Origin of the sequence: Enterobacter sp. UNJFSC 003, from assembly GCF_036903355.1 — a bacterium.
Classification (GTDB): domain Bacteria; phylum Pseudomonadota; class Gammaproteobacteria; order Enterobacterales; family Enterobacteriaceae; genus Enterobacter.
Genome location: NZ_JBAKHK010000010.1, coordinates 1 through 24,836 on the forward strand (window position 1 = coordinate 1; position 24,836 = coordinate 24,836).

General features: G+C 54.6%; 22 protein-coding genes. 14 read left to right on the forward strand and 8 right to left on the reverse strand.

The features are described 5' to 3' along the window. Window positions 1–280: 280 nt before the first annotated feature. Both mltA and tcdA read left to right on the forward strand, forming a co-directional pair. Window positions 281–1,378: a murein transglycosylase A gene (mltA, locus tag V5P19_RS18480; RefSeq protein ID WP_334406217.1), complete on the forward strand. Its 1,098-nt coding sequence runs from the start codon at window positions 281–283 to the stop codon at window positions 1,376–1,378. A gap of 75 nt (window positions 1,379–1,453) precedes the next feature. Beyond that, window positions 1,454–2,260, forward strand: a complete 807-nt coding sequence (gene tcdA / locus V5P19_RS18485) for a tRNA cyclic N6-threonylcarbamoyladenosine(37) synthase TcdA (protein ID WP_112780983.1) — start codon at window positions 1,454–1,456, stop codon at window positions 2,258–2,260. Here the strand turns inward: tcdA and csdE are convergent. Together csdE and csdA are read right to left on the reverse strand one after the other, a co-directional pair. Beyond that, entirely contained in the window at window positions 2,251–2,697 is a 447-nt protein-coding gene (csdE, locus tag V5P19_RS18490) for a cysteine desulfurase sulfur acceptor subunit CsdE (protein WP_334406222.1), read from the reverse strand. The genes tcdA and csdE overlap by 10 nt on opposite strands. Continuing rightward, window positions 2,697–3,902: a cysteine desulfurase CsdA gene (gene csdA / locus V5P19_RS18495; protein ID WP_334406224.1), complete on the reverse strand. Its 1,206-nt coding sequence runs from the start codon at window positions 3,900–3,902 to the stop codon at window positions 2,697–2,699. The genes csdE and csdA overlap by 1 nt, the downstream gene beginning before the upstream one ends. Before the next feature lie 192 nt (window positions 3,903–4,094). Between csdA and V5P19_RS18500 the strand changes: the two genes are divergently transcribed. From V5P19_RS18500 to rlmM, 4 genes are all read left to right on the forward strand, one after another. After that, window positions 4,095–4,322, forward strand: coding sequence for a YgdI/YgdR family lipoprotein (locus tag V5P19_RS18500; RefSeq protein WP_334406226.1), 228 nt, complete (start codon window positions 4,095–4,097; stop codon window positions 4,320–4,322). Window positions 4,323–4,670: 348 nt separating this feature from the next. Continuing rightward, window positions 4,671–5,588 (forward strand): glycine cleavage system transcriptional regulator GcvA, encoded by a 918-nt coding sequence (gene gcvA / locus V5P19_RS18505; protein WP_334406228.1) that lies wholly within the window; start codon window positions 4,671–4,673, stop codon window positions 5,586–5,588. 39 nt (window positions 5,589–5,627) lie between these two features. Beyond that, window positions 5,628–6,023, forward strand: a complete 396-nt coding sequence (locus tag V5P19_RS18510; RefSeq protein WP_003862756.1) for a DUF423 domain-containing protein — start codon at window positions 5,628–5,630, stop codon at window positions 6,021–6,023. Continuing rightward, window positions 6,016–7,116, forward strand: coding sequence for a 23S rRNA (cytidine(2498)-2'-O)-methyltransferase RlmM (gene rlmM / locus V5P19_RS18515; RefSeq protein WP_334406230.1), 1,101 nt, complete (start codon window positions 6,016–6,018; stop codon window positions 7,114–7,116). The genes V5P19_RS18510 and rlmM overlap by 8 nt, the downstream gene beginning before the upstream one ends. 38 nt (window positions 7,117–7,154) lie before the next feature. Here rlmM and xni read toward each other — a convergent pair whose 3' ends face one another. From xni to queF, 5 genes are all read right to left on the reverse strand, one after another. Beyond that, window positions 7,155–7,913 (reverse strand): flap endonuclease Xni, encoded by a 759-nt coding sequence (gene xni / locus V5P19_RS18520; RefSeq protein WP_334406232.1) that lies wholly within the window; start codon window positions 7,911–7,913, stop codon window positions 7,155–7,157. A gap of 112 nt (window positions 7,914–8,025) precedes the next feature. Continuing rightward, window positions 8,026–9,393: an L-serine ammonia-lyase gene (locus V5P19_RS18525; RefSeq protein WP_334406233.1), complete on the reverse strand. Its 1,368-nt coding sequence runs from the start codon at window positions 9,391–9,393 to the stop codon at window positions 8,026–8,028. 63 nt (window positions 9,394–9,456) lie between these two features. Next, window positions 9,457–10,746, reverse strand: coding sequence for an HAAAP family serine/threonine permease (locus tag V5P19_RS18530; RefSeq protein ID WP_334406235.1), 1,290 nt, complete (start codon window positions 10,744–10,746; stop codon window positions 9,457–9,459). A 512-nt stretch (window positions 10,747–11,258) separates the two neighbouring features. Continuing rightward, complete coding sequence (gene ppnN, locus V5P19_RS18535) at window positions 11,259–12,623, reverse strand: nucleotide 5'-monophosphate nucleosidase PpnN (RefSeq protein ID WP_334406237.1); 1,365 nt, start codon at window positions 12,621–12,623, stop codon at window positions 11,259–11,261. A gap of 116 nt (window positions 12,624–12,739) precedes the next feature. Then, window positions 12,740–13,582: an NADPH-dependent 7-cyano-7-deazaguanine reductase QueF gene (gene queF, locus V5P19_RS18540; RefSeq protein WP_334406239.1), complete on the reverse strand. Its 843-nt coding sequence runs from the start codon at window positions 13,580–13,582 to the stop codon at window positions 12,740–12,742. A 69-nt stretch (window positions 13,583–13,651) separates the two neighbouring features. Here queF and syd point away from each other — a divergent pair, with 69 nt between their 5' ends. The 8 genes from syd to V5P19_RS18580 all read left to right on the forward strand — a co-directional run bounded on the left by syd (window position 13,652) and on the right by V5P19_RS18580 (window position 21,997). Beyond that, window positions 13,652–14,197, forward strand: coding sequence for a SecY-interacting protein (syd, locus tag V5P19_RS18545; protein ID WP_334406241.1), 546 nt, complete (start codon window positions 13,652–13,654; stop codon window positions 14,195–14,197). 631 nt (window positions 14,198–14,828) lie between these two features. Continuing rightward, a complete protein-coding gene (locus V5P19_RS18550; protein WP_334406243.1) occupies window positions 14,829–15,158 on the forward strand; it encodes a YqcC family protein in 330 nt (109 codons plus the stop codon). Further along, window positions 15,155–15,940, forward strand: a complete 786-nt coding sequence (truC, locus tag V5P19_RS18555) for a tRNA pseudouridine(65) synthase TruC (protein ID WP_334406245.1) — start codon at window positions 15,155–15,157, stop codon at window positions 15,938–15,940. Before V5P19_RS18550 ends, truC begins: the two co-directional genes overlap by 4 nt. Window positions 15,941–15,955: 15 nt before the next feature. Further along, window positions 15,956–16,405: a flavodoxin gene (locus V5P19_RS18560; RefSeq protein WP_334406247.1), complete on the forward strand. Its 450-nt coding sequence runs from the start codon at window positions 15,956–15,958 to the stop codon at window positions 16,403–16,405. Window positions 16,406–16,721: 316 nt separating this feature from the next. Further along, window positions 16,722–18,077, forward strand: coding sequence for an MFS transporter (locus V5P19_RS18565; protein WP_334406249.1), 1,356 nt, complete (start codon window positions 16,722–16,724; stop codon window positions 18,075–18,077). Then, window positions 18,077–19,417, forward strand: coding sequence for an enolase C-terminal domain-like protein (locus V5P19_RS18570; protein WP_334406416.1), 1,341 nt, complete (start codon window positions 18,077–18,079; stop codon window positions 19,415–19,417). The genes V5P19_RS18565 and V5P19_RS18570 overlap by 1 nt, the downstream gene beginning before the upstream one ends. A 15-nt stretch (window positions 19,418–19,432) precedes the next feature. Then, window positions 19,433–20,770, forward strand: a complete 1,338-nt coding sequence (gene gudD, locus V5P19_RS18575; RefSeq protein WP_334406251.1) for a glucarate dehydratase — start codon at window positions 19,433–19,435, stop codon at window positions 20,768–20,770. 87 nt (window positions 20,771–20,857) lie between these two features. Then, a complete protein-coding gene (locus tag V5P19_RS18580) occupies window positions 20,858–21,997 on the forward strand; it encodes a glycerate kinase (protein ID WP_334406253.1) in 1,140 nt (379 codons plus the stop codon). 25 nt (window positions 21,998–22,022) lie between these two features. Here V5P19_RS18580 and barA read toward each other — a convergent pair whose 3' ends face one another. After that, the gene (barA, locus tag V5P19_RS18585; RefSeq protein WP_334406255.1) at window positions 22,023–24,782 is read right to left on the reverse strand and encodes a two-component sensor histidine kinase BarA; all 2,760 of its coding nucleotides are present in this window, start codon (window positions 24,780–24,782) and stop codon (window positions 22,023–22,025) included. Window positions 24,783–24,836: the final 54 nt, after the last annotated feature.

Genomic DNA, 24,836 nt, shown 5'->3' on the forward strand with positions numbered 1-24,836 from the left:
GCGGGGGCCGGATTTGAACCGACGACCTTCGGGTTATGAGCCCGACGAGCTACCAGGCTGCTCCACCCCGCGTCCGTGGATGCGCACTATACTCGGTTGGGTTTGTGATGCAACCCCTTTTTCACATAAATCATGATTTTGTATGCAAAATGAACGACATCGTCCACGGTGGTTTATTTTTTGCGCAAAATTTGCCAAAGGGCAGGTGATTGCATTTCATTAGCCCTGGCGGTTTGTTATCTTCATCACGCGGATAAGGGCAACTTAAAGACGAGATATAATGAAAGGACGTTGGGCGAAGTATCTAATGACAGGCGCAATGGTAGCTATTCTGGCGGCCTGCTCTTCAAAACCGACCGATCGCGGTCAACAGTATAAAGACGGGAAATTATCCCAGCCTTTCTCTTTAGTTAACCAACCAGCAGCCGTGGGCGCGCCGATCAACGCCGGAGACTTCTCTGAGCAGGTCTACCAGATCCGCAATGCGTCGCCGCGCCTGTATGGTTCACAGAATAATGTGTACAGCGCAGTTCAGGACTGGCTGCGTGCGGGCGGCGACACGCGCAACATGCGCCAATTCGGACTCGACGCCTGGCAGATGGAAGGGGCAGATAACTACGGCAACGTTCAGTTTACGGGTTACTACACGCCGGTCATTCAGGCGCGCCACACTCGTCAGGGCGAATTCCAGTATCCTATTTACCGTATGCCGCCTAAACGTGGTCGTCTGCCGTCCCGCGCCGAGATTTATGCCGGTGCGCTGAGCGAAAACTATATCCTTGCCTACAGCAACTCGCTGATGGACAACTTCATCATGGACGTTCAGGGCAGCGGCTATATTGATTTTGGTGATGGCTCGCCGCTTAACTTCTTTAGCTACTCCGGGAAAAACGGCCATGCCTACCGCAGTATCGGTAAAGTGCTGATCGATCGCGGTGAGGTAAAGAAAGAAGATATGTCGATGCAGGCGATCCGCGAGTGGGGTGAAAAGCACAGCGAAGCCGAAGTGAGAGAACTGCTGGAGCAGAACCCGTCGTTTGTCTTCTTTAAACCACAGAACTTTGCGCCGGTGAAAGGGGCAAGTGCGGTACCGTTGATTGGCCGGGCCTCTGTCGCGTCCGATCGTTCTATTATTCCAGCTGGCACCACGCTGCTTGCAGAAGTGCCGTTGCTGGATAACAACGGAAAATTCAACGGCCAGTATGAGCTGCGTCTGATGGTAGCGCTGGATGTGGGTGGCGCGATCAAAGGCCAGCACTTCGATATTTATCAGGGCATTGGCCCGGATGCCGGGCACCGTGCGGGCTGGTATAACCACTATGGTCGCGTTTGGGTACTCAAAGCTGCTCCTGGTACAGGCAACGTATTCAGCGGCTGATTATGGTATTCTGAGCGGAATACGGATTAATGTTCAGGGTGAGGAAAACCTCACCCTTTTTACATCTGAGGTTTTATGTCTGTGGTAATCAGTGATGCCTGGCGTCAGCGTTTCGGCGGCACGGCACGTCTATATGGTGAAAAGGCCCTGCAGCTTTTCGCGGATGCGCATGTTTGTGTTGTGGGCATTGGCGGCGTGGGATCATGGGCGGCGGAAGCGCTGGCGAGAACCGGCATTGGCGCCATCACGCTTATTGATATGGATGATGTCTGCGTCACTAACACCAACCGTCAGATCCACGCCCTGCGCGATAGCGTTGGCCTCGCGAAATCAGAGGTGATGGCGGAACGTATTCGTCTCATCAATCCGGAATGTCAGGTGACGGTCATTGATGACTTTGTGACGGCGGATAATGTCGCGGAGTATATGAGCAAAGGTTACAGCTACGTCATTGATGCCATCGACAGCGTACGCCCCAAAGCGGCGCTGATCGCCTATTGTCGCCGCTACAAGGTGCCCCTGGTCACCACCGGCGGCGCAGGTGGGCAAATCGATCCGACCCAGATCCAGGTAGCGGATCTGGCAAAAACCATTCAGGATCCGCTGGCGGCTAAGCTACGTGAACGCTTAAAAAGCGACTTCAACGTGGTGAAAAACAGCAAAGGTAAGCTGGGCGTAGACTGCGTGTTCTCTACGGAAGCCCTGGTTTACCCGCAGGCGGATGGTTCGGTATGCGCAATGAAAAGCACGGCGGAAGGGCCTAAGCGGATGGACTGCGCCTCAGGTTTTGGTGCGGCTACGATGGTAACCGCATCATTCGGTTTTGTAGCGGTCTCTCACGCCCTGAAGAAGATGATGGCGAAGGCGGAACGTCAGGCCTGAGCCTGACGCGCTGCATCCAGAACAGCGTCGCTGAGCGCGGCCAATCCCTGGCTGCGCGAGGCGCTGAGCTGCGTGCGTAACCCCAGCTCATCGAATAACGCCAGCGGCGAATGCGCCTGCAGGTCTGTCACGCTTTTACCTTCCACTGCGGTTAACAGCACCGCCAGCAGGCCGCGAACAATACGCCCTTCGCTATCGCCAAAGAAATGCAGTTTCTCACCGGATACGCGATATCCCAGCCAGACGCGGTTCTCGCAGCCGGGGATCTCTTTCGCCTGCGCTTTAAGATCGTCTGACAGGGTAGGAAGCTGCTTGCCCAGCAGGATCAACTGACGGTATTTATCTTCCCATTGCGTGAGCGGAGCGAAGGTCTGCTTTAACGTCTCTTCGGTGATGACGGTGCCGAACGGGTGGCCGGCTAAATCAGAACGAGTCATTAATCCACCAGTAGTTCAAGGGCGCGGTCAACGGCGGCAACCAGCGCGTCAACATCGCTTTGTGTGTTATACGGCGCAAACGAGGCGCGCAGCGTGCCGTTTACGCCAAGCGCAGCCAGCAGCGGCTGTGCGCAATGCTGTCCGGCACGCAACGCAATGCCATATCCTGCCAGCAGCGTAACCATATCGCTATGGTGAACGCCGTCAAAATCAAAGGCTAAAAGGCTGGAATCCTGAACCCGAAACGAGCGAAACCCCGGACGTTTTTTAAGGGCTTCTTCCGCCAGCGTCGCCAGACCCCGGCTCCAGCTTTCAGCCTGAACGATGTCAATATCCGCCAGCCATTCCAGCGCGGCGCTGAGACCAATAACGCCCGCCACGTTCGGCGTACCGGCTTCCAGACGATAAGGCACATCCTGTGTGGTAAAGCCGTCGAAGGTCACTTCGGTTATCATTTTGCCGCCGCCAAGCCACGGCGTCATTTGCGCCAGCAGTTCAGGCTTGCCGTACAGCGCCCCGATTCCGGTCGGCCCGTAAAGTTTGTGTCCGGAAAACGCATAGAAATCAATATCCAGCGCCTGAACGTCCGCCGGGAAATGCACTACGCCCTGCGCGCCATCAACCATCACTATCATGTCGTTGGCATGTGCTGTTTCGATGGCGAGGGCCAGATCCGGGCATCCGCCGGTAACGTTGGACATCTGCCCGAGGGCCAGGATACGGCTGCGTGGCGTAATTAGCTCGGGTAAACGCGCCACGTCCGGCAGAAAATCAGCGCCTAAGGGGAGCTTCACGACGCGGGCACCCGTTTGCTCAGCAACCATCAGCCACGGTACCAGGTTGGCATGGTGCTCTGCCTCGCTGACGATAATCTCGTCTCCTGGCTGAAGCAGTGGACGCGCGTAGCACTGCGCCACCATATTGATGGCTTCGGTGGTGCCCCGCGTCCAAACGATGTTTTTTCCGCTCCCGGCATTGAGTCGCTGGGCGACCTGTTCGCGGGCGGCCTCATAACGCGCGGTCAGGCGTTGGGCTTCGGCAAACTGGCTACGATGCACATTTCCCGCACTCAGGCTGTAGAACTGCTGCGTTGCCTCAATAACTGCCTGCGGTTTGAGTGCCGTGGCGGCGCTATCAAGGTAAATACCGGCATCGGCCAGCGCCGGAAACTGTGCGCGAAATTGCGCAGGACTGAAAGCGTTCATGGAATTCCTCATGTCGATAGAGAGATCGTCGCGCAATTTCAACGGCAGGGCAAGGAGGTTGATATCTATCAGATTCGTCTGTATATCCTGGCGACCTCGAAAAAGCAGGTTATGCTAAATAGTGTTAGGTGGATGTTTTAGCCTGTTATAAATCGAGGTTTGAATAGCATTAATTGCTAAAGGAGAATAATCATGAAAAAGACAGCCGCAATCATCTCAGCCTGTGTGTTTACCTTTGCCCTGAGCGCATGTTCCGGTAACAACTACGTTATGCATACTAACGATGGTCGATCTATCGTTTCGGAAGGGAAACCGACTACCGACAATGATACCGGGATGATTTCATATAAAGATGCAAACGGGAACAAACAGCAGATCAATCGCAGTGATGTGAAAGAGATGAAGGAAATTCAGCGTTAACAAAGTGATAAGTAAAAAAAAAGCACCGCAAATTGGCGGTGCTACATTAATCACTATGGACAGACAGGGTAAATGTACAGGAAGTGAAAAATTGGTAGCGTTGCTACCGTGGTCTGAATCGCAGACCAATTGCAAACACAACAACACAACATCACAACCGTAAGCCAAAAGCCCTTCAGAACACGCATTCCAAAAAACTTTTCGTTCCGGCTCAGGAAGTGCCGCCACTATAGGTATTTGCTGGTAGTTCCTCAACGGACAAATTATAATGGCTCAGATAAAAAAAACTAATAGGTTAAACGTTGTTTCCTATATGTTAAATCTCGTTAACATCTAAGCCAGATAACCATGTCAAAGCGATTGCCACCCCTAAATGCATTACGTGTTTTTGATGCAGCAGCACGTCACCTAAGTTTCACCCGCGCAGCAGATGAGCTTTTTGTGACACAGGCCGCAGTAAGTCACCAAATCAAGTCTCTGGAGGATTTTCTGGGCCTCAAGCTGTTTCGTCGACGCAATCGTTCGTTGCTGTTGACCGAAGAAGGCCAGAGCTATTTTCAGGATATCAAAGAGATTTTTTCCCAGCTGACTGAAGCCACCCGTAAACTTCAGGCCAGGAGTGCAAAAGGGGCGCTGACGGTCAGTTTATTGCCCAGTTTTGCTATTCAATGGCTAGTGCCAAGACTCTCAAGCTTTAACTCAGCTTATCCGGGAATCGATGTACGAATCCAGGCTGTGGATCGTCAGGAAGATAAACTGGCTGACGACGTGGATGTCGCCATTTTTTATGGTCGCGGCAACTGGCCGGGCTTGCGCGTTGAAAAATTATACGCAGAATATCTTCTGCCGGTTTGTTCGCCGCTGTTGCTGACGGGCGAGAAAGCGCTGAAGACCCCCGCTGATTTAGCAAAACATACGCTTTTGCATGATGCCTCTCGTCGCGACTGGCAAACTTATACCCGTCAATTAGGGCTTAACCATATAAACGTGCAGCAGGGCCCCATTTTCAGCCACAGTGCGATGGTGCTACAGGCTGCCATTCACGGACAGGGCGTTGCGTTGGCAAATAACGTCATGGCGCAGTCCGAAATTGAGGCAGGCCGCCTGGTTTGCCCATTTAATGATGTTCTGGTCAGCAAGAACGCGTTTTATCTGGTTTGTCATGACAGTCAGGCAGAACTGGGTAAAATAGCCGCCTTCCGACAATGGATCTTGTCCAAAGCGGCAAACGAGCAAGAAAAATTCCGCTTCAGGTATGAGCAATAACTTTTGTGTGCTGAGCACGCATCACTTTAGGACTGAACCATGACCAGCCGATTCATGCTGATTTTTGCCGCAGTAAGTGGCTTTATTTTTGTCGCACTGGGTGCCTTTGGCGCACACGTGTTAAGCAAGTCTTTGGGTGTTGTAGAAATGGGCTGGATCCAGACCGGCCTCGAATATCAGGCGTTTCATACGTTGGCCATCTTTGGGCTGGCGGTGGCCATGCAGCGCCGTATCAGCATCTGGTTTTACTGGAGCAGCGTGTTTCTGGCGTTAGGTACCGTGTTGTTCAGCGGCAGCCTGTACTGCCTTGCGCTCTCGCATTTGCGCCTGTGGGCGTTTGTTACACCTGTCGGTGGCGTCAGCTTCCTGGCGGGGTGGGTATTAATGTTTATCGGAGCTATCCGTCTGAAACGCAAGGGCGTTGTTCATGAATAAGGTTGTTTTATATTGTCGCCCGGGGTTTGAGAAAGAGTGCGCCGCGGAAATTACGGACAAAGCGACGCAGCGCGAAGTCTTCGGTTTTGCACGCGTTAAAGAGAATGCGGGCTATGTCATTTTCGAATGCTATCAGCCTGACGATGCGGATAAGCTGGTGCGCGAACTGCCGTTCAGCTCGCTGATTTTCGCCCGCCAGATGTTTGTTGCGGGTGAGCTGCTCAAAGATCTTCCACCGGAAGACCGCATCACGCCTATTGTTGGCATGCTGCAGGGCGTGGTTGAGAAAGGCGGCGATTTGCGCGTTGAGGTTGCTGATACCAACGAAAGCAAAGAGCTAATGAAGTTCTGCCGTAAATTTACCGTACCGCTTCGCGCGGCGCTACGCGATGTTGGCGTCCTGACGAATTACGAAACGCTAAAACGTCCGGTAGTGCACGTCTTCTTTATTGCCCCTGGCTGTTGCTACACCGGCTATTCGTATACCACGAATAACTCCCCGTTCTTTATGGGGATCCCACGCTTACGCTTCCCGGCAGATGCGCCAAGCCGTTCAACGTTGAAGCTGGAAGAGGCGTTTCACGTCTTTATTCCCGCTGATGAGTGGGATGAGCGCCTGGCAAACGGGATGCATGCGGTCGATCTCGGTGCGTGCCCGGGCGGCTGGACCTATCAGCTGGTGAAGCGCAACATGTGGGTGGCTTCAGTCGATAACGGCCCGATGGCGCAAAGCCTGATGGATACCGGACAGGTGACCTGGCTGCGAGAAGATGGTTTCCGCTATCGCCCAACGCGCAACAACATCACCTGGATGGTGTGCGATATGGTTGAGAAACCGGCAAAAGTCGCTGCGCTGATGGCCTCCTGGCTGTTGAACGGCTGGTGCCGTGAGACCATTTTTAACCTCAAGCTGCCAATGAAAAAGCGCTATGAGGAGGTCTCTCAGAATCTGGCCTATATTCAGGAGCAGATGGATGAGCACGGTATTAACGTGGTGATTCAGGCGCGTCAGCTGTATCACGACCGCGAAGAGGTGACGGTGCATGTTCGTCGCTGGTGGGCAGCTGTGGGGGGACGTCGCGACGAGCGATAGTTCTCACCCCTCACCCTCTCCCCCCTGGGGAGAGGGGATTAACTGCGCTCTAATCGCAACTGCTGCAAATTCCCGTCCAGCTGTAAATCCGTCTGTAACGTCGCGACCTCCCGACAGATAAATGCCATTTCTTTGTGTGCCTCCAACTTCTTGCGCCATTTTTCTGGGACCTCATCCAGACGGGCGTAAATCCCTTCAAGATTGTTAAAATCCGTCAGAAGCTGTGCGGCACTTTTTGGCCCAATACCGGCCACGCCGGGCACTTTAGAGCTGCTGATGCCTGCCAGCCCCCAGTAGTCGGGAAGTTGCTCCGGTGAGACACCAAACTCGCTGGCGATAAAGGGGGCATCCAGCCAGCGTTTTTGGAAGTAGTCGCGTATGCGAATGGTTGGAGAGAGAAGCTGGCAGTACCCTTTATCGGTTGAAACGATTGTCGCCTGATGTCCGACGCTGGCAACTTTGACTGCCAGCGTGGCGGCCAGATCGTCTGCTTCGTTGCCGTGCGCCCCCCAGCAGGGAACGCCGCGCTGTTCAAAGGCGGTGCGAAGCGCGGGCATTTCGGCGTGCAAATCATCGGGCATCGGCGCGCGCCCGGCCTTGTAGTCCGGAAGGCGTTGGTGGCGCCAGCCGGTGTTACGGGCTTCATCATCGAACACGGCAACGGCATGAGTGGGTTCGCTATGGCGGATGAGCTGCTCAAGCGCGTGCAGGCAGGTGTCTTTGCAGGGGGTGCCTTGCACAGCATGAATGCGGCGAATCAGGTTGAGCGCGTCGACGATAAGCAAATGAACGGCCACAGATAATCTCCCTTATATCTAATGGGTAAAGGGTAACACTGTCGGCAGGATGAAACGAATAGTGTGGGGCAAAACAGGAAGAAGCCTCGCAAAACGAGGCTTCCTGAAGGGCTTAATCGCAGGTCACGATCTTCATCGCCAGGCCACCGCGAGAGGTTTCGCGGTATTTGGCGTTCATATCTTTACCTGTTTCGTACATGGTTTCGATAACCTTATCGAGACAGACGCGTGGTTCGCTGGTGCGACGCAGGGCCATGCGTGCCGCGTTGACCGCTTTCACAGACGCGATGGCGTTACGTTCGATGCACGGCACCTGTACCTGTCCGGCGACCGGATCGCAGGTCAGCCCCAGGTTATGCTCCATGCCGATTTCCGCCGCAATGCACACCTGCGTAGGGCTTGCGCCCAGCAGTTCTGCCAGACCCGCCGCCGCCATTGAACAGGCCACGCCGACTTCACCCTGACAGCCTACTTCCGCACCGGAAATGGAGGCATTCATTTTGTACAGTGAGCCAATCGCGCTGGTGACCAGCAAATAGCGTGCCAGCGAGTTCGCGTTGACTTCGCGGATGAATTTGTCGTAGTACGCCAGCACCGCGGGAACAATGCCGCAGGCACCGTTGGTCGGGGCTGTCACAACGCGGCCGCCTGCGGCGTTCTCTTCGTTCACCGCCAGCGCGAACATGTTGATCCAGTCCACCACCGCCATCGGGTCAGTGGTCGTTTTGTCGGTGCTGACCAGCATACGGCGCAGCGCAGCCGCACGACGCGGTACGCGAAGCTTGCCTGGCAGAACGCCTTCGGTCGTGATCCCGCGTTCAATACCCCCGCGCATCACGTCCCAGACGTTCGTAAAGTGCTGTTCAAGCTCTTCTTTGCTGTGCAGGGCCAGCTCGTTTTTCATCATCAGGCCAGAGAGGGACAGGCCCGTTTCCTGGCAATGGCGCTGTAAATCCGCCGCATTTTTGTACGGATAAGGCACGTTAACAGCAGACGTACTGGTTTTGCCAAAATGATCTTCGTCGACGATAAACCCCCCGCCGATGGAGTAATACGTTTGACTGTAAACCGTTTTATCGCCGGCCAGCGCGCTAATGCGCATGCCGTTTTCGTGCAGTGACAGGTTGTCCGCATGGAAATTCATGCAGCGATCAACCGGAAATTCCACTTCGTGATCGCCGTTCGCCAGCAGCAAACGACCGTGAGTATTTACGTCCTGGATGAAGCCAGGGATCGCATCAATATCAACGGTATCCGGCAGATTTCCCGCCAGGCCCATGATAATGGCGATATCGGTATGGTGACCTTTACCGGTCAAGGACAAGGAACCGTATACATCGACAACCACGCGGGTGATGTCGTGCAAAATGCCGCGTGCAATCAAGTCATCCGTGAATTGTTTACCGGCTTTCATTGGTCCGACGGTGTGAGAGCTGGAAGGACCAATACCGATTTTGAAAATATCGAATACGCTAATCATGATGCGTCCATTGCTATCAGTCAGAGGGGAGGAGTGCGCCACCCGAAGATGGCGCAGCAGGTATTAGCTGAACAGTGAGTAGAAAATAGCGGAGATGGCAATCAGGCCCATAATCACAACGAATACGTTGCTGATATGGCCGCTGTATTTACGCATCGCGGGTACTTTCTGAATCGCGTACATCGGCATCAGGAACAGAATCATCGCGATGATTGGGCCACCCAGGGTTTCAATCATGCCCAGAATGCTTGGGTTCAGGGTCGCTACCGCCCAGGTGGTGAGCAGCATGAACAGCGCAGTGATTTTGTTCAGCTTGTTGATTTCAATGCTCTTGCCTTTACCGCGCAGAGATTTAATCACCATGCCGTTAAAGCCTTCACGTGCGCCGAGGTAGTGGCCCAGGAAGGATTTGGTGATAGCGATAATCGCGATGATTGGGGCCATCCACGCAATCAGCGGAGCGTTAAAGTGGTTCGCCAGGTAAGACAGAATCGAGATATTCTGTGCTTTTGCCGCAGCCAGGTCCGCAGGGGAGAGGCTCAGTACGCAGCTGAACACGAAGAACATAACCGTCAGCACCATCATGATGTGCGCACGTGCCAGGATGCTTGAGCACTTCTTCTCTGCACCATTGCCGTACTCTTCACGCTTCGCTACGGCGAAGGAGGAGATGATCGGGGAGTGGTTGAAAGAGAACACCATCACAGGAATTGCCAGCCACAGGGTCAACAGCAGGCCGTTACCGGTCGCGGAAGCGCTGCTCAGGGACAGCGTTTCCAGCGCTGCGCCGTTCCACTGTGGGATCAGGTAGCAGGCCAGCACCATCAGTGCAATCACGAACGGGAAGACCAGCACGCTCATCGCTTTAACAATCATCTGCTCGCCGAAACGAACGATGGTCATCATGCCGACGATCAGGATCAGAGACAGAATGGCACGCGGCGGTGGCGTCATGTGCAGCTGGTGCGCCATGAAGCTTTCCACGGTGTTGGTGATTGCCACGCTGTAAACCAGCAGAATCGGATAAATCGCGAAGAAGTAGAGCAGGGTAATCAGTTTACCCGCGCCCACGCCGAAATGTTCTTCTACGACTTCAGTAATGTCTTCGCCCGGATTTTTACCGGACAGCACGAAGCGGGTCAGGCCGCGGTGTGCAAAATAGGTCATCGGGAAAGCGATGATGGCCATGATGATCAGCGGGATTAAACCGCCGACGCCTGCGTTGATAGGAAGGAACAGTACACCAGCGCCGATAGCCGTGCCGTAAAGGCCAAGCATCCACATGGTATCCGTTTTGCGCCAACCGCTTCGGGAATCAATCGAAGCAACGGTGCTGGTTTGAGTGGTTTCCATCTATATCTCCTGGAGGAAGCTAATTGTCAGGTTTTTTAGTCAAATCCGATGAAAAAGTGCCTGACGGTAATATGAAATTCGTTCAGTGACGGTTTTTTAATAATTTTTGCCCGTAACTATTGGCGGGCGGAAAGATACATTCTAGTTATGAATCTATCAGTGATCCTGATCCCAAATGCAATAATCCACTTATGAAGTGGGTATATTTAGACCATTTATCTATTAAAAAAACATCAAAGAGAATTTACGGGCGCGAAGGCTACCATTAACAACATGTCGCCTGAAAGACTGAGCCGCGAGTTAGGAGACTTACGCTGTAAAGAAATGGGATTTTAGGATTTTCTGGCGAGTAATTTTGGTTAAGGCTGATAATTCACGGTTTAGAAATCTAGGTAATCGTTTGCGTATGCGATGTGTTTGTAAATAAGATAAGAGATACCTATAAATTTCATCGACAATAAAAGCCGGATCGCGATGCGTCACGATCCGGCTTCAGGGATTACACGGAAGGCTTATTTAATGATTTCGTAGCAGGGTATGTAGGCTGAGCCTGGAAGCTTCATACGGTGCTGGGCAACAAACCCCTGCAGCATGTCGTCCATTCGGCGCATCATATCGGTGTCACCGTGGATCTTGTACGGACCAAACTCTTCGATAGCCCGAATACCCACCTCTTTTACGTTACCCGCCACAATCCCCGAGAAGGCGCGTCGCAGGTCGGCAGCCAACACTTCCACCGGCTGGTCCGGATAGAGTTTCAGGTTAGCCATGTTCTCATGTGATGGCTCAAACGGGATCTGCAGGTCTGGCGCGATGCGGATTGACCAGTTAAAGCTGTAGGCGTCTCCGGTATCACGACGATTCTCTTTCACCAGCGGCATGGCTTTTTTCATCTGACGCGCCACTTCGGCGGCATCGTCAATGATAATGCGATAGTGGCTACGCGCGGCCTCACCCAGGGTATGAACGATAAATTCGTCCAGCACGCGGAAATAGTCGGCACTCTCTTTCGGCCCGGTCAGAATCAGCGGCAGAACCTGGTTTTTATTCGCCGGGTTCATCAGGATCCCCAGCAGATAGAGCAGCTCTTCTGCCGTGCCCACACCGCCTGGGAAGATGATAATTCCATGCGCGATACGAACAAAGGCCTCAAGCCGCTTTTCGATATCCGGCATGATAATGAGTTCGTTGACCAGCGGGTTAGGCGGCTCAGCGGCGATGATCGATGGCTCGGTCATGCCGATAAAACGTCCTTCTTTATAACGCTGCTGCGCGTGACCGACCGCCGCACCTTTCATTGGCGCTTCCATCGCGCCTGGGCCACAGCCGGTGCAGATGTTGAGTTCACGCAGACCGAGCTGCGTCCCCACCCGACGGGCGTAGAGGTATTCGGTTTCGTTGATGGAGTGACCGCCCCAGCAGACGATCATATTCGGTGCTTCGCCGACGTGCAGGGCACGGGCATTACGCAAAATAGAGAAGACCAGGTTGGTGATGTGGACTGAGCTTTCCAGATCGAGGTGCTGAAAACGCCCGGCGTTGCTGATCTGCCCGTTAACAAACAGGATGTCACGCAGCACCGCAAACAGGTTAGCCTGCAGCGAGCGAATAATGCGCCCGTCGACAAAGGCCTCTTCCGGCGGGTTAATCACCTCAAGTTTCACACCGCGCTCGCGGCGCAGCACGTTGATATCAAAGCTTTCGAAGCGGGACAGCAGTTCTTTGCTGTTGTCGGTCAGGCTTCCGGAGTTCAGTACGGCAAGTGAACAGTTACGAAACAGTTGATAAAGATCGCTGCTGGCCGTGCGTTTAAGCATGTCCACTTCCAGCTGCGACAACATATCCATTGAGCCAAGCGGGCTAATATGTGTAATCAAGTGAGCTCCTTACGGGACGATTATCGTCTTTCCCTATTGATTACAATAGCCCTGCCGTGTGACGTTTCACAACCTAAAGCGCTGCATTACCCACGCATATTGTGAAAATATTTATCTTACTGGCGTACAAGACGTCCGGTTGCAGGGACAAAATCCGTATTCGTACGCCACGGGTTAATGTCCAGCCCACCACGACGGGTATAGCGAGCGTATACGCTCAGCGTTTCGGGCTGGCAGAAACGCTGAATATCATTGAAGATGCGCTCTACGCACTGCTCGTGGAATTCATTGTGATGGCGGAACGACACCAGATAGCGCAGCAGTTTTTCACGGTCAATCTTCGGGCCGCGATACTGGATCTGCACGGAACCCCAGTCCGGCTGGTGGGTGATCAGGCAGTTGGACTTTAGCAGATGGCTAACCAGCGTCTCCTCAATCACTTTTCCGCTTGCCGCGTTTTCGAGGTAATCGGTACTGAACTCATAGCTATCCACCTCGATATCCTGCTCGTCGATGCAGGCGCCGTTGAAGTGAGCAATCGGCTGACCTTCCAGCTCATGCAGGCGATACAGTGAAACGCTCACCTTGCCTTGCGCGCAGGCACTTAAATCCCGCTCCAGCGTATGCAGAACGTCGTCCCAGGTGTTGAATTTCGTCTGGTTAAAGCTGTTGAGATACAGCTTAAAGCTTTTGGATTCGACAAGGTTGACGCTGGCGTAGTCCAGCTCCACATGACCGACTGCCACCTGCGGCAGACCGCGAGCGTTAAGCCAGGAGAGTTCGTAGAGCGTCCAGATATCACCGCCGACAAACGGCAGCGCGTCGGCATGCAGGCCCAAAGGATCGCGGTTCAGGCTGCGTGGTACACCCTGCAACAGACTTGCATCGTAGGTGTCGCGGTAATCGGTAGATTTACCCAGCGTTAAGCCCGTTAACGCCTGATGATTTTCGTAAGACATGTTTCATAGCCACTTTACAGGTACACTTATGGGCTGAGTTTATCCTGTCTTACAAGAAGAGAGAAATCGGTGGATATCGAAATTGCAAACGCCCTTACGACCTTCACGACCCGCTATTGCGATGCATGGCATGAAACGCAGGGGACGTGGCCGCAAAGTGCTGACTTATATGGCGTTCCTTCGCCGTGCATTATCTCTTCTCTGGATGACCGCGTTCTCTGGCAACCCAAACCCTTCACCGCCGAGGAAAATGTAAATGCGGTTGAACGCGCGATGGACCTTGTGGTACAACCAGCGGTTCACACGTTTTATACCACGCAGTATGCGGGGGATATGACGGCAAGCGTTGACGGCATATCGCTGACATTGCTTCAGACCTGGAGCGAAGACGATCTGCAACGCGTTCAGGAAAACCTGATCGGTCACCTGGTCACGCAAAAACGCCTTAAGCTTTCTCCGACGCTCTTTATTGCCACGCTGGACAGTGAACTGGATGTTATCTCAGTCTGCAACTTGTCCGGGGAAGTGATTAAAGAGACGATTGGTACCCGCAATCGCGAGATCCTCGCCCCTTCACTTGCGGATTTCCTGACTCGACTTGAGCCACTTCTGTAATCCATCATGCTATAGCGCGTGTGAGAGATCTCTTACAGGGTTTGTGAGAGATCGGCGCATCATTAAGTAATACCTTATCAAGTGCAGAAGAATATTCTCATACTTATCATTATCTTAGTGTGAATGAGGCCCGTCGGTCATGATCTTTTGCGTCTTACAATACCTACAGGGTGGGTTGTAAGACGAAGCGGAATAGCGGATTCTATGTCTGTCGACAGGACGCCGACACGAGAAACGAACATCAGGATGATGGCGTTTCTCATAAAGGACTCGTCAGGATGGCGCTGCAGGAAGGCTTCAGGATGAAGCAAAGTGGATAGCGCAGGATGCGTAAGGGACACCTCCAGGAAGGAGAACGAGAGCCGGTCAGGATGGTCGGTGGGTCAGGATGGCCAGGACGTTTCAGGATGAAACCCTCACATCAGGATGATGTGAGCAGGATGCACAGGTCGACGGATGACCAGCCCTTCGGGCATCAGGAAAAGTTGTCACGGATGAGCAGGGAGCACGAATTGTGGCGGGAATGCTGCGAAACGAACCGGGAGCACTGTTTTTACAGTGCTCCCTTTTTTTATTTCTGCTTCCTGCAGTGCTATGCTGCGCGCCGTTTACTTTTTCAGTTGAGGTTCCTATGACGCAACACGATAGCGTTCGTGCTCAGTTGCACGCCATCGAAGCACTCTTGCGCCAACATCAGCTCTGGCAGGAGACCGCGCCGCAGCCGGAGGCGTTCGAAAGTACGCAACCTTTCTGTCTGGATACGCTGGCACCGTTTGAGTGGTTGCAGTGGGTCTTAGTCCCGCGTATGCATGCGCTGCTGGACGGGGGTCACCCGCTGCCGCACTCCTTTGCCGTGTCTCCCTATTATGAAATGGCGCTGGATTCGACCCATCCTGCACGCGACGTGATGCTGATTGAATTAGAACGCCTGGACGCGCTGTTTGCCGGTGATGACGCATGACGCTTGAGATCCTCTATCAGGACGAGTGGCTGATTGCGGTCAACAAACCTTCAGGCTGGCTGGTACACCGCAGCTGGCTGGACCGCGATGAGAAAGTGGTGGTGATGCAGACCGTGCGCGACCAGATTGGCCAGCACGTCTTTACGGTGCATCGACTGGACAGACCGACCTCTGGCGTACTGTTGATGGGGCTGTCCAGCGAGGCGGGGCGTCTGCTCTCGCAGCAGTTCGAACAACATCAGATCCAGAAACGCTACCATGCGATTGTTCGCGGCTGGCTAACCGATGCCGCGACGCTTGATTACCCGCTGGTGGAAGAGCTGGATAAAATTGCCGATAAATTTTCCCGTGATGACAAAGAGCCACAGCCTGCGGTCACGGATTATCGTGGGGTGGCGACCACGGAGATGCCGGTGGCGACCAGTAAATTTCCCACCACCCGCTACAGCCTGGTTGAGCTTTTGCCCAAAACCGGGCGCAAGCATCAGCTTCGCCGTCATCTTTCGCACCTACGTCATCCGATTATCGGCGACAGTAAGCACGGCGATTTGCGCCAGAACCGCAGCGCGGCCGAGCATTTTGGCTGTAACCGTCTGATGCTGCACGCAAGCGAGCTCAGTCTTACCCACCCCTTCACCGGCGAGCCGCTCACCCTTCGCGCCGGTCTGGATGATGTCTGGATGCAGGCGCTGTCACACTTTGGCTGGCTGGGACAACTCCCCGAAAATGAAAGGGTTGAGTTTATATCAGGCAACGTTCAGGATGAACAGCAAGCGCAATAATTAAGGGAACAGATCATGGCTGAAGTCGGTATTTTTGTCGGCACAATGTACGGTAACTCGCTGCTGGTGGCGGAAGAGGCCGAGGCGATCCTCGCCGGGCAGGGCCATAAAGCGACGGTTTATGAAGACCCGGAGCTGGCTGATTGGGAAAAGTACAAAGACAAGTACATCCTGGTGGTGACCTCAACGACAGGACAGGGCGATCTGCCGGACAGCATCGTGCCGCTGTTTCAGGGAATAAAAGATCGGCTGGGCTATCAGCCAGACGTTCACTACGGCATCATTGCTTTGGGTGACAGTTCTTATGCCAATTTCTGTGGTGGCGGCAAGCAGTTTGATGCGCTCCTGCAGGAACAGAGCGCCCAGCGCGTTGGCGAAATGCTGCTCATTGATGCAGGCGAGCATCCGGAGCCGGAGAGTGAATCGAACCCTTGGGTTGAACACTGGGCGACGCTGCTGAAATAGAATCACCTGCGGGGCAGGCGAAGCCGCCGCCCTGCAATAAACGTCACATCCCCTCAATTCCGTGAAGTACCTTCCAGTGGTTTGGGCTTTTGCCCCAAACAACATCTCCCTCTCTCTGCAATGTTGTGTCGATGCACGGTGAGGGAGAGCGTCACTCCTTCATATACTTTTCCCGTCAGTTACAAATAAGGCAGCGAGTCACAATAAAACGGCATTCAGCCGTACTAAAACTGCCCAACACTAACCTCTCATTCTGATTACCCTACCGGTGCTGTACAGAATGAACTGGCGAGAGCCACGCTTCAGGAGTGCAACTATGAGTACATTAAGCCAGGCGGCAAGCGGCGCTGAAAAGCGCACGAACGCTCGCTACTGGATAGTGGTGATGCTGTTTATCGTCACATCCTTTAACTATGGTGACCGCGCCACGCTGTCGATCGCCGGTTCTGAAATGGCAAAAGATATTGGGCTTGATCCGGTCGGCATGGGTTATGTGTTTTCTGCATTTTCATGGGCCTATGTTATCGGCCAAATCCCAGGCGGCTGGTTGTTGGACCGTTTCGGCTCCAAACGCGTCTATTTTTGGTCCATCTTTATCTGGTCGATGTTTACCCTGCTGCAGGGCTTCGTCGATATTTTCAGCGGCTTCGGCATTATTATTGCGCTCTTTACGCTGCGCTTCCTCGTAGGCCTTGCTGAAGCACCGTCCTTCCCCGGTAACAGCCGCATTGTAGCGGCCTGGTTCCCGGCGCAGGAGAGGGGAACAGCGGTGGCGATTTTTAACTCCGCGCAGTATTTCGCGACGGTCATCTTCGCGCCGATCATGGGTTGGCTGACGCATGAAGTGGGCTGGTCGCACGTCTTCTTCTTCATGGGCGGGCTTGGGATCGTCATCAGCTTTGTCTGGCTGAAAGTGATCCACGAACCGAACCAGCACCCTGGCGTGAATAAGAAGGAGCTGGAGTACATTGCCGAAGGCGGCGCGCTGATCAATATGGATCAGAAATCCGTGAAAGCAAAAGTGCCGTTCAGCCAGAAATGGGCGCAGATCAAGCAGCTCGTCGGCTCGCGCATGATGATCGGCATTTATCTGGGCCAGTACTGCATCAACGCCTTAACCTACTTCTTCATCACCTGGTTCCCTGTTTATCTGGTGCAGGCGCGCGGTATGTCGATACTGAAAGCGGGGTTTGTCGCCTCTATCCCGGCGGTCTGCGGTTTTGTCGGCGGCGTGCTGGGCGGGGTGATTTCCGACTGGCTGATGCGTCGTACCGGCTCGCTGAACATCGCCCGTAAAACGCCTATCGTGCTCGGTATGCTGCTCTCCATGACCATGGTGTTCTGCAACTATGTTAGCGCCGAGTGGATGATTATTGGCTTTATGGCGATGGCGTTCTTCGGTAAAGGCATTGGTGCCCTGGGCTGGGCGGTGATGGCGGATACCGCCCCGAAAGAGATCAGCGGTCTGAGCGGAGGCCTGTTCAACATGTTCGGCAACATTTCTGGCATTGTCACCCCCATTGCTATCGGCTACATCGTCGGCACTACCGGTTCCTTCAACGGCGCGCTGATCTACGTGGGTGTCCATGCGTTGGTGGCGGTACTGAGTTATCTGGTGCTGGTTGGCGATATCAAACGTGTTGAACTTAAACCTGTTTCGGAGCGTGGATGATGACGACCCAATCAAGCCCCATCGTAACTGAAATGAAGGTCATACCGGTTGCTGGACAGGACAGTATGCTGCTTAACATTGGCGGTGCGCATCATGCCTGGTTTACCCGTAATATCGTGGTGCTTACCGACAGCGCGGGTCATACCGGCGTGGGTGAAGCACCGGGTGGAGAGGTGATTTACCAGACGCTGGTCGATGCCATTCCGCAGGTGGTCGGGCAGGACATTGCTCGTCTGAACAAGGTGGTCCAGCGTGTCCATAAAGGCAACCAGTCCGCAGATTTCGATACCTTTGGCAAAGGCGCCTGGACGTTTGAACTGCGCGTGAATGCGGTTGCCGCGCTGGAAGCTGCGCTTCTCGATTTACTGGGGAAAGCGCTGAATGTTCCGGTCTGTGAACTGCTTGGGCCAGGCAAGCAGCGCGATGCGGTCACGGTGCTGGGGTATCTGTTCTACGTGGGGGACCGGACTAAAACCGATCTACCTTATCTGGAACGGTCGCCGGGCAGCCACGCGTGGTATCACCTGCGCCATCAGGAAGCGCTTTCCAGCGAGGCGGTAGTGCATCTGGCCGAGGCGGCGCAGGATCGCTACGGTTTTAAAGATTTCAAACTGAAGGGGGGCGTGTTGCCGGGTGAACAGGAAATTGACAGTGTCCGTGCGCTGAAAAAACGCTTCCCGGAGGCACGTATTACCGTCGACCCGAATGGTGCCTGGCTGCTGGATGAAGCTATCGGTTTATGCAAAGGGCTGGGCGATGTGCTGACCTATGCGGAAGATCCCTGTGGTGCCGAGCAGGGCTTCTCGGGCCGTGAAGTGATGGCCGAATTCCGCCGCGCCACCGGGCTGCCGGTAGCAACCAATATGATCGCCACCAACTGGCGAGAAATGGGCCATGCGGTGATGCTTAATTCAGTGGACATTCCGCTGGCTGACCCGCATTTCTGGACCCTCTCCGGCGCGGTGCGTGTTGCACAGCTCTGCGATGACTGGGGCCTGACCTGGGGCTGCCACTCCAATAACCACTTCGACATTTCGCTGGCGATGTTTACCCACGTTGGCGCGGCAGCCCCGGGTAACCCAACCGCCATCGACACCCACTGGATTTGGCAGGAGGGAGAAGCCCGCCTGACGAAAAATCCGCTGGAGATCAAAAACGGCAAGATTGCCGTACCGGATGCGCCGGGGCTGGGCGTGGAGCTTGACTGGGATCAGATCCATAAAGCGCATGAGGCGTATAAAAAGCTGCCGGGCGGCGCACGTAACGACGCTGTTCCAATGCAGTACCTTATCCCCGGCTGGACATTTGACCGTAAGCGCCCTGTTTTTGGACGTCACTGATAAAAGGATTGAACGATGAGCACATTTACAACCCCAGTAGTCACTTCCATGCAGATCATTCCGGTTGCGGGCCATGACAGCATGCTGATGAACCTGAGCGGTGCCCATGCGCCGTTTTTCACCCGCAATATTGTGATCATTAAAGATAACTCCGGCCATACCGGCGTGGGGGAAATCCCCGGCGGGGAGAAGATCCGCAAAACGCTGGAGGACGCTATTCCATTAGTGGTGGGAAACGTGCTGGGTGAATATAAAAACATCTTAAATACCGTGCGTAATACCTTTGCTGACCGCGATGCGGGCGGGCGCGGGCTGCAAACATTTGACCTGCGCACCACTATCCACGTCGTCACCGGCATCGAAGCGGCAATGCTGGATCTGCTCGGCCAACACCTGGGTGTTAACGTGGCATCACTGCTGGGCGATGGCCAGCAGCGCAGTGAAGTGGAAATGCTGGGCTATCTGTTCTTTGTCGGTAACCGCAACCAGACGCCGCTGCCGTATCAGAGCCAGCCGGATGAGAAATGCGATTGGTACCGCATCCGTCACGAAGAAGCGATGACGCCTGATGCCGTGGTGCGTCTGGCGGAAGCCGCATACGAAAAATATGGCTTCAACGATTTCAAACTGAAGGGCGGCGTGCTGGCTGGTGAAGAAGAGGCGGAAGCGATATCCGCGCTGGCAAAACGTTTCCCGCAGGCGCGCGTTACGCTGGACCCCAACGGCGCATGGTCGCTTGAGGAAGCCATTGGCATTGGTAAACAACTGAAAGGCGTGCTGGCCTACGCGGAAGATCCGTGTGGTGCCGAACAGGGCTTCTCTGGCCGTGAAGTGATGGCAGAATTCCGCCGCGCTACCGGGTTGCCGACCGCGACCAACATGATTGCGACCGACTGGCGTCAAATGGGGCACACCTTGTCCCTGCAGTCTGTCGACATTCCGCTGGCTGATCCGCACTTCTGGACGATGCAAGGCTCAGTTCGCGTAGCGCAGATGTGCCACGAATTCGGCCTGACCTGGGGCTCGCACTCTAATAATCACTTTGATGTGTCACTGGCGATGTTTACCCATGTGGCGGCGGCCGCGCCGGGCAAGATTACGGCGATTGATACGCATTGGATCTGGCAAGAGGGCAACCAGCGCCTCACCAAACAGCCATTCGACATCAAGGGCGGCATGGTTCAGGTGCCGTCTACGCCTGGCTTGGGCGTGGAGCTAGATATGGATAGGGTCATGAAAGCACATGAGCTTTACCTGCAGCATGGCCTGGGCGCTCGCGACGACGCGATGGCGATGCAGTATCTGATCCCCGACTGGACCTTTAACAACAAACGCCCGTGCATGGTGCGTTAAGCGACTTGCCGGTTCCTGAGGGAATCGGCATTTTCGGTTGCCCGGTGGGTGTATGCTTAACGTAGTTAACATGCGTAAGGATGGCTTATGAAAATTGTTATCGCACCGGACTCGTATAAGGAAAGTTTGAGTGCTCTTGAGGTAGCGACAGCGATAGAACTGGGTTTTCGGGAGATTTTCCCGTCGGCGCAGTACGTCAAATTGCCGGTCGCTGACGGTGGCGAAGGCACCGTAGAGGCCATGGTCGCGGCAACTCAGGGGCGAATTGTTGAGGTCTCGGTAACCGGTCCGCTGGGCAAGCCGGTTACCGGTTTTTATGGACTCTCCGGTGATGAAAACAGCGCTTTTATTGAAATGGCGGCAGCGAGCGGTCTGGAGCTGGTAGCGCCTTCCCTGCGTAATCCCTTGAAAACCACCTCCTGGGGCACCGGAGAACTCATCCGCCACGCGCTGGATGTGGGGGTTAAACATATCATCATCGGCATCGGCGGCAGTGCGACCAATGACGGCGGTGCGGGCATGGTGCAAGCGCTGGGGGCAAAGCTGCTTGATGCCAGTGAAAAGCCTCTTGGGCTTGGCGGCGGTGAACTGTCGCGGCTGGCGCATATTGACCTACGCGGACTGGATAAACGCCTGGCCGGCTGTCGGATCGAGGTGGCCTGTGACGTCACTAACCCGCTCATCGGAGAAGAGGGCGCGTCAGCGGTGTTTGGGCCGCAGAAAGGAGCGACGCCGGAGATGATCGTTACGCTGGACAGCGGCCTTGCGCATTACGCGCAGATCATTGCCCGGGATTTGGACATCGATGTCATAAACCTTGCGGGCGGCGGTGCAGCAGGAGGTATGGGCGCAGGCCTGTACGCTTTTTGTGGGGCACGGCTCCGTCAGGGCATAGAGATTGTGACTGATGCGCTGCATCTGGCCGAGCAGGTTGCCGATGCGGATTTGGTTATCACGGGCGAGGGGCGTATCGACAGTCAGACGATCCACGGCAAAGTGCCCGTCGGCGTGGCGAAAGTCGCCAAACGCTTCAACAAACCGGTTATCGGGATTGCGGGAAGCCTGACGGCGGATGTTGGCGTGGTACATGAGCACGGTATCGACGCGGTCTTTAGCGTGATTTATACCATTTGCTCGCTGGAAGACGCGCTGGCTAACGCCCGCGAAAATGTGCAGAAGGCCGCGAGAAATATCGCGGCGGCGTTGAAAGTCGGGCAGGGGATGTAATTTCCCCTCACCCCGAGCTTTTACCTTAGCTCCCCAACACCTTCATCGCTTCCCGCGTGACGTTATCCATCTCATCCAGCAGTTCCAGGAACTCAGGTTCAAGCTCCGATTCTGGCGTACCGGCGCGGAGCTGTTGTTCCAGAAGTTGGCACAGACTTTTCAGTCGCGGCACGCCGCTATAACCACAGCTACCGTGCAGCTTGTGGATAGCCTCGAGCAGCTCTTCCGGATTTTCGCCCACCAGCTGTTCTTCTACTTTATTGCGTATTTCCGGCAGGAACGCGACCAGCATCTGCAGCATTTCGCGCGCTAAATCAGGTTTACCCGCTGCCTGACGTAGCGCCAGCTGCCAGTCAAAGGTGGCGTTATGATTGATGCTTACCTCCACCGGCTCGGTAGAGACGGTATACGTCCCACCCATATGGCCCGGCTTATAGCGTAACAGCAGGTTATGTAATTTCTCTTCGTCGATAGGTTTTGCCAGATAATCATTCATCCCGGCACTAAGCAGCTTCTCTTTTTGCCCTGCCATCGCATGTGCGGTCACGGCAATAACCGGCGTTTGCTGCTGATGCGGGAGCTGACGGATCAGCTCGCAGGCGCGAATGCCGTCCATGCCGGGCATCTGAATATCCATCAAAATCAAATCGAACTGCATTTGTTTAGCCTGCTCAACAGCCTGTGCGCCGCTGGTACACAGCTCCACGTGCTGAACCTGATCCTCAAGCAGCACGCCAATAAGCTTCAGGTTTGCCGGATTATCATCCACGGCCATCACGCTCATCGGCAGCTTTTGCTCCTCGCTAATCAGCGGGAGGGCATGTTGACTCAGGCGGCAATATTCCGTCAGCGCCGGCAGCAGGCGTGTGGCGGTAAGCGGCTTAAGCAAGCAGGCGGCCGCCCCATCGTTTTTCAGCTCTTCCGCGTTGATTTGAGCGTGGCACGGCAGGGCCAGCAGCAGGTAATTGGTCATCGATGCGGCTTTCGCCAGCCGCTCTTGTTGCATGGTGAGTTCGCCGGTAAAGGTGACCGGGATCCCCATCAGCAGAATATCGTAATGCTCGACGGCAAGCGCTGAGAAGGTCGGGCTGTAGATAACCTCCAGCGGCGTGGTACTCAACACATCGAGCGTACTCTGGGCGGCAGCGGCGTTTGGCTCAACGTAGGCCAGCCGCATCCCCTTCAGACAGTTTGTTGCTGGCCCGTCCGTCATCACGTTCGGGTTGAGGTCAAGGTTGATATGGAACCAGAACGTTGAACCACGGTTTGGCTGGCTGTGGAAGGAGATATCCCCGCCCATCTCTTTAACCAGCTTTTGCGTGATGACCAGACCCAGGCCGGTCCCCCCGTGACGACGTGAAATGCTTGCATCTGCCTGACGGAACGCCTGGAAAAGACGCGACTGATCGCGCTCCGGAATACCAATGCCGGTGTCGCGGATCTGGACTTCAATCTGGACCTTGTTGTTACTGATGGATCGTTTCTCCACCAGAATGTCGATATTGCCGCTTTCGGTAAATTTAATGGCATTGCCGACAAGGTTGGTGATGACCTGCTGCAGGCGAAGCGGGTCGCCAATCACGTTATCCGGTACGTCATTTTTAATGTTGAGCGTCAGCTCCAGCCCTTTGTCGTGCGACGAGTGGGCGAGCAGCGTCACGACCTCATCGAGCGTGCTGCGTAGCGGGAACGGAATGCTTTCCAGAATCAGCTTACCGGCTTCCAGTTTGGAGAAGTCCAGCACGTCGTTAATGATCGCCAGCAGGTTATTGGCCGAACGTTCAATGGTGTGTAGGTGATCGCGCTGGGTCGGATTAAGCTCGCTTTTCAGCGTCAGACGGGTAAAGCCGATCACGCCATTCAGCGGCGTACGCAGCTCGTGCGACATATTGGCGAGGAATTCGGACTTGATACGCGCCGCTTCCTGGGCGCGTTTCTTCGCCAGGTCCAGCTCGACGTTCTGGATCTCCATCTGTTCCAGGGTTTCGCGTAAATCCGAGGTGGCCTGGTCAACGTTATGCTGCATCTCTTCGTGATACGCCGCCAGCGACATCGCCATTGAGTTAATACCGTTTTTCAGCATGTCCAACTCGCCCAGCATAAACCCTTCTACGCGGCTGTCGAGCTGCCCCCGACGTATGCGGTCAACGGTGTTGACCATGTTGCGAATCGGCCCCGTGACATCGCGCATTAGCCTCCAGCCAAAGATAAGCGCTATGCCGATGCAGAAGAGCATCATCACGCCGGAAATAAAAATTTCTTTGTATTGCTGCAGCCGCACCGACTTGAGATCCAGCTCCAGCGCCACATATCCGAGCATATTATTGCTGGACTTGGCATCGGACTGTGCAGATTCATCGGGTGAATAACTCTCCGAGATAATCGGCGTACGCAGGATCATGATATCTCCCCGTCTCATCACGGTGAGATGGCGCGGGAAAGGTGCTCCGTCAGGAATTTTCAGCGCAGCCGGGTCCAGATGAAAATTCGAGGTGACGAACAGGCGGTTGTGCTCGTCGTAAACGGAGATAGCGCGCACGATCTCCGAGTGGCGGCGATGCAGAACGCTGATTAACTGACCAATCGATTCGCGGTTTTGCAGGTTCATCCCATATTCGCTGGAAACCGCCAGCGGCTCAATAATACTGGCTCCGGCATCTTCCAGTTGTCGCTGCAGATCGTTATAGCGGTGCACGACAAAGAAGATACTCAGCAGCAAACCGATAAGTACGGTAGGGGCGAGGATCAAAATCATCATGCGTGCACGAAGGCTGTAGTTGGTCATGGAGTTCCGTTATGGGACAATTAGGCTAATTATGTTTATTTGAGAAAAATCTCG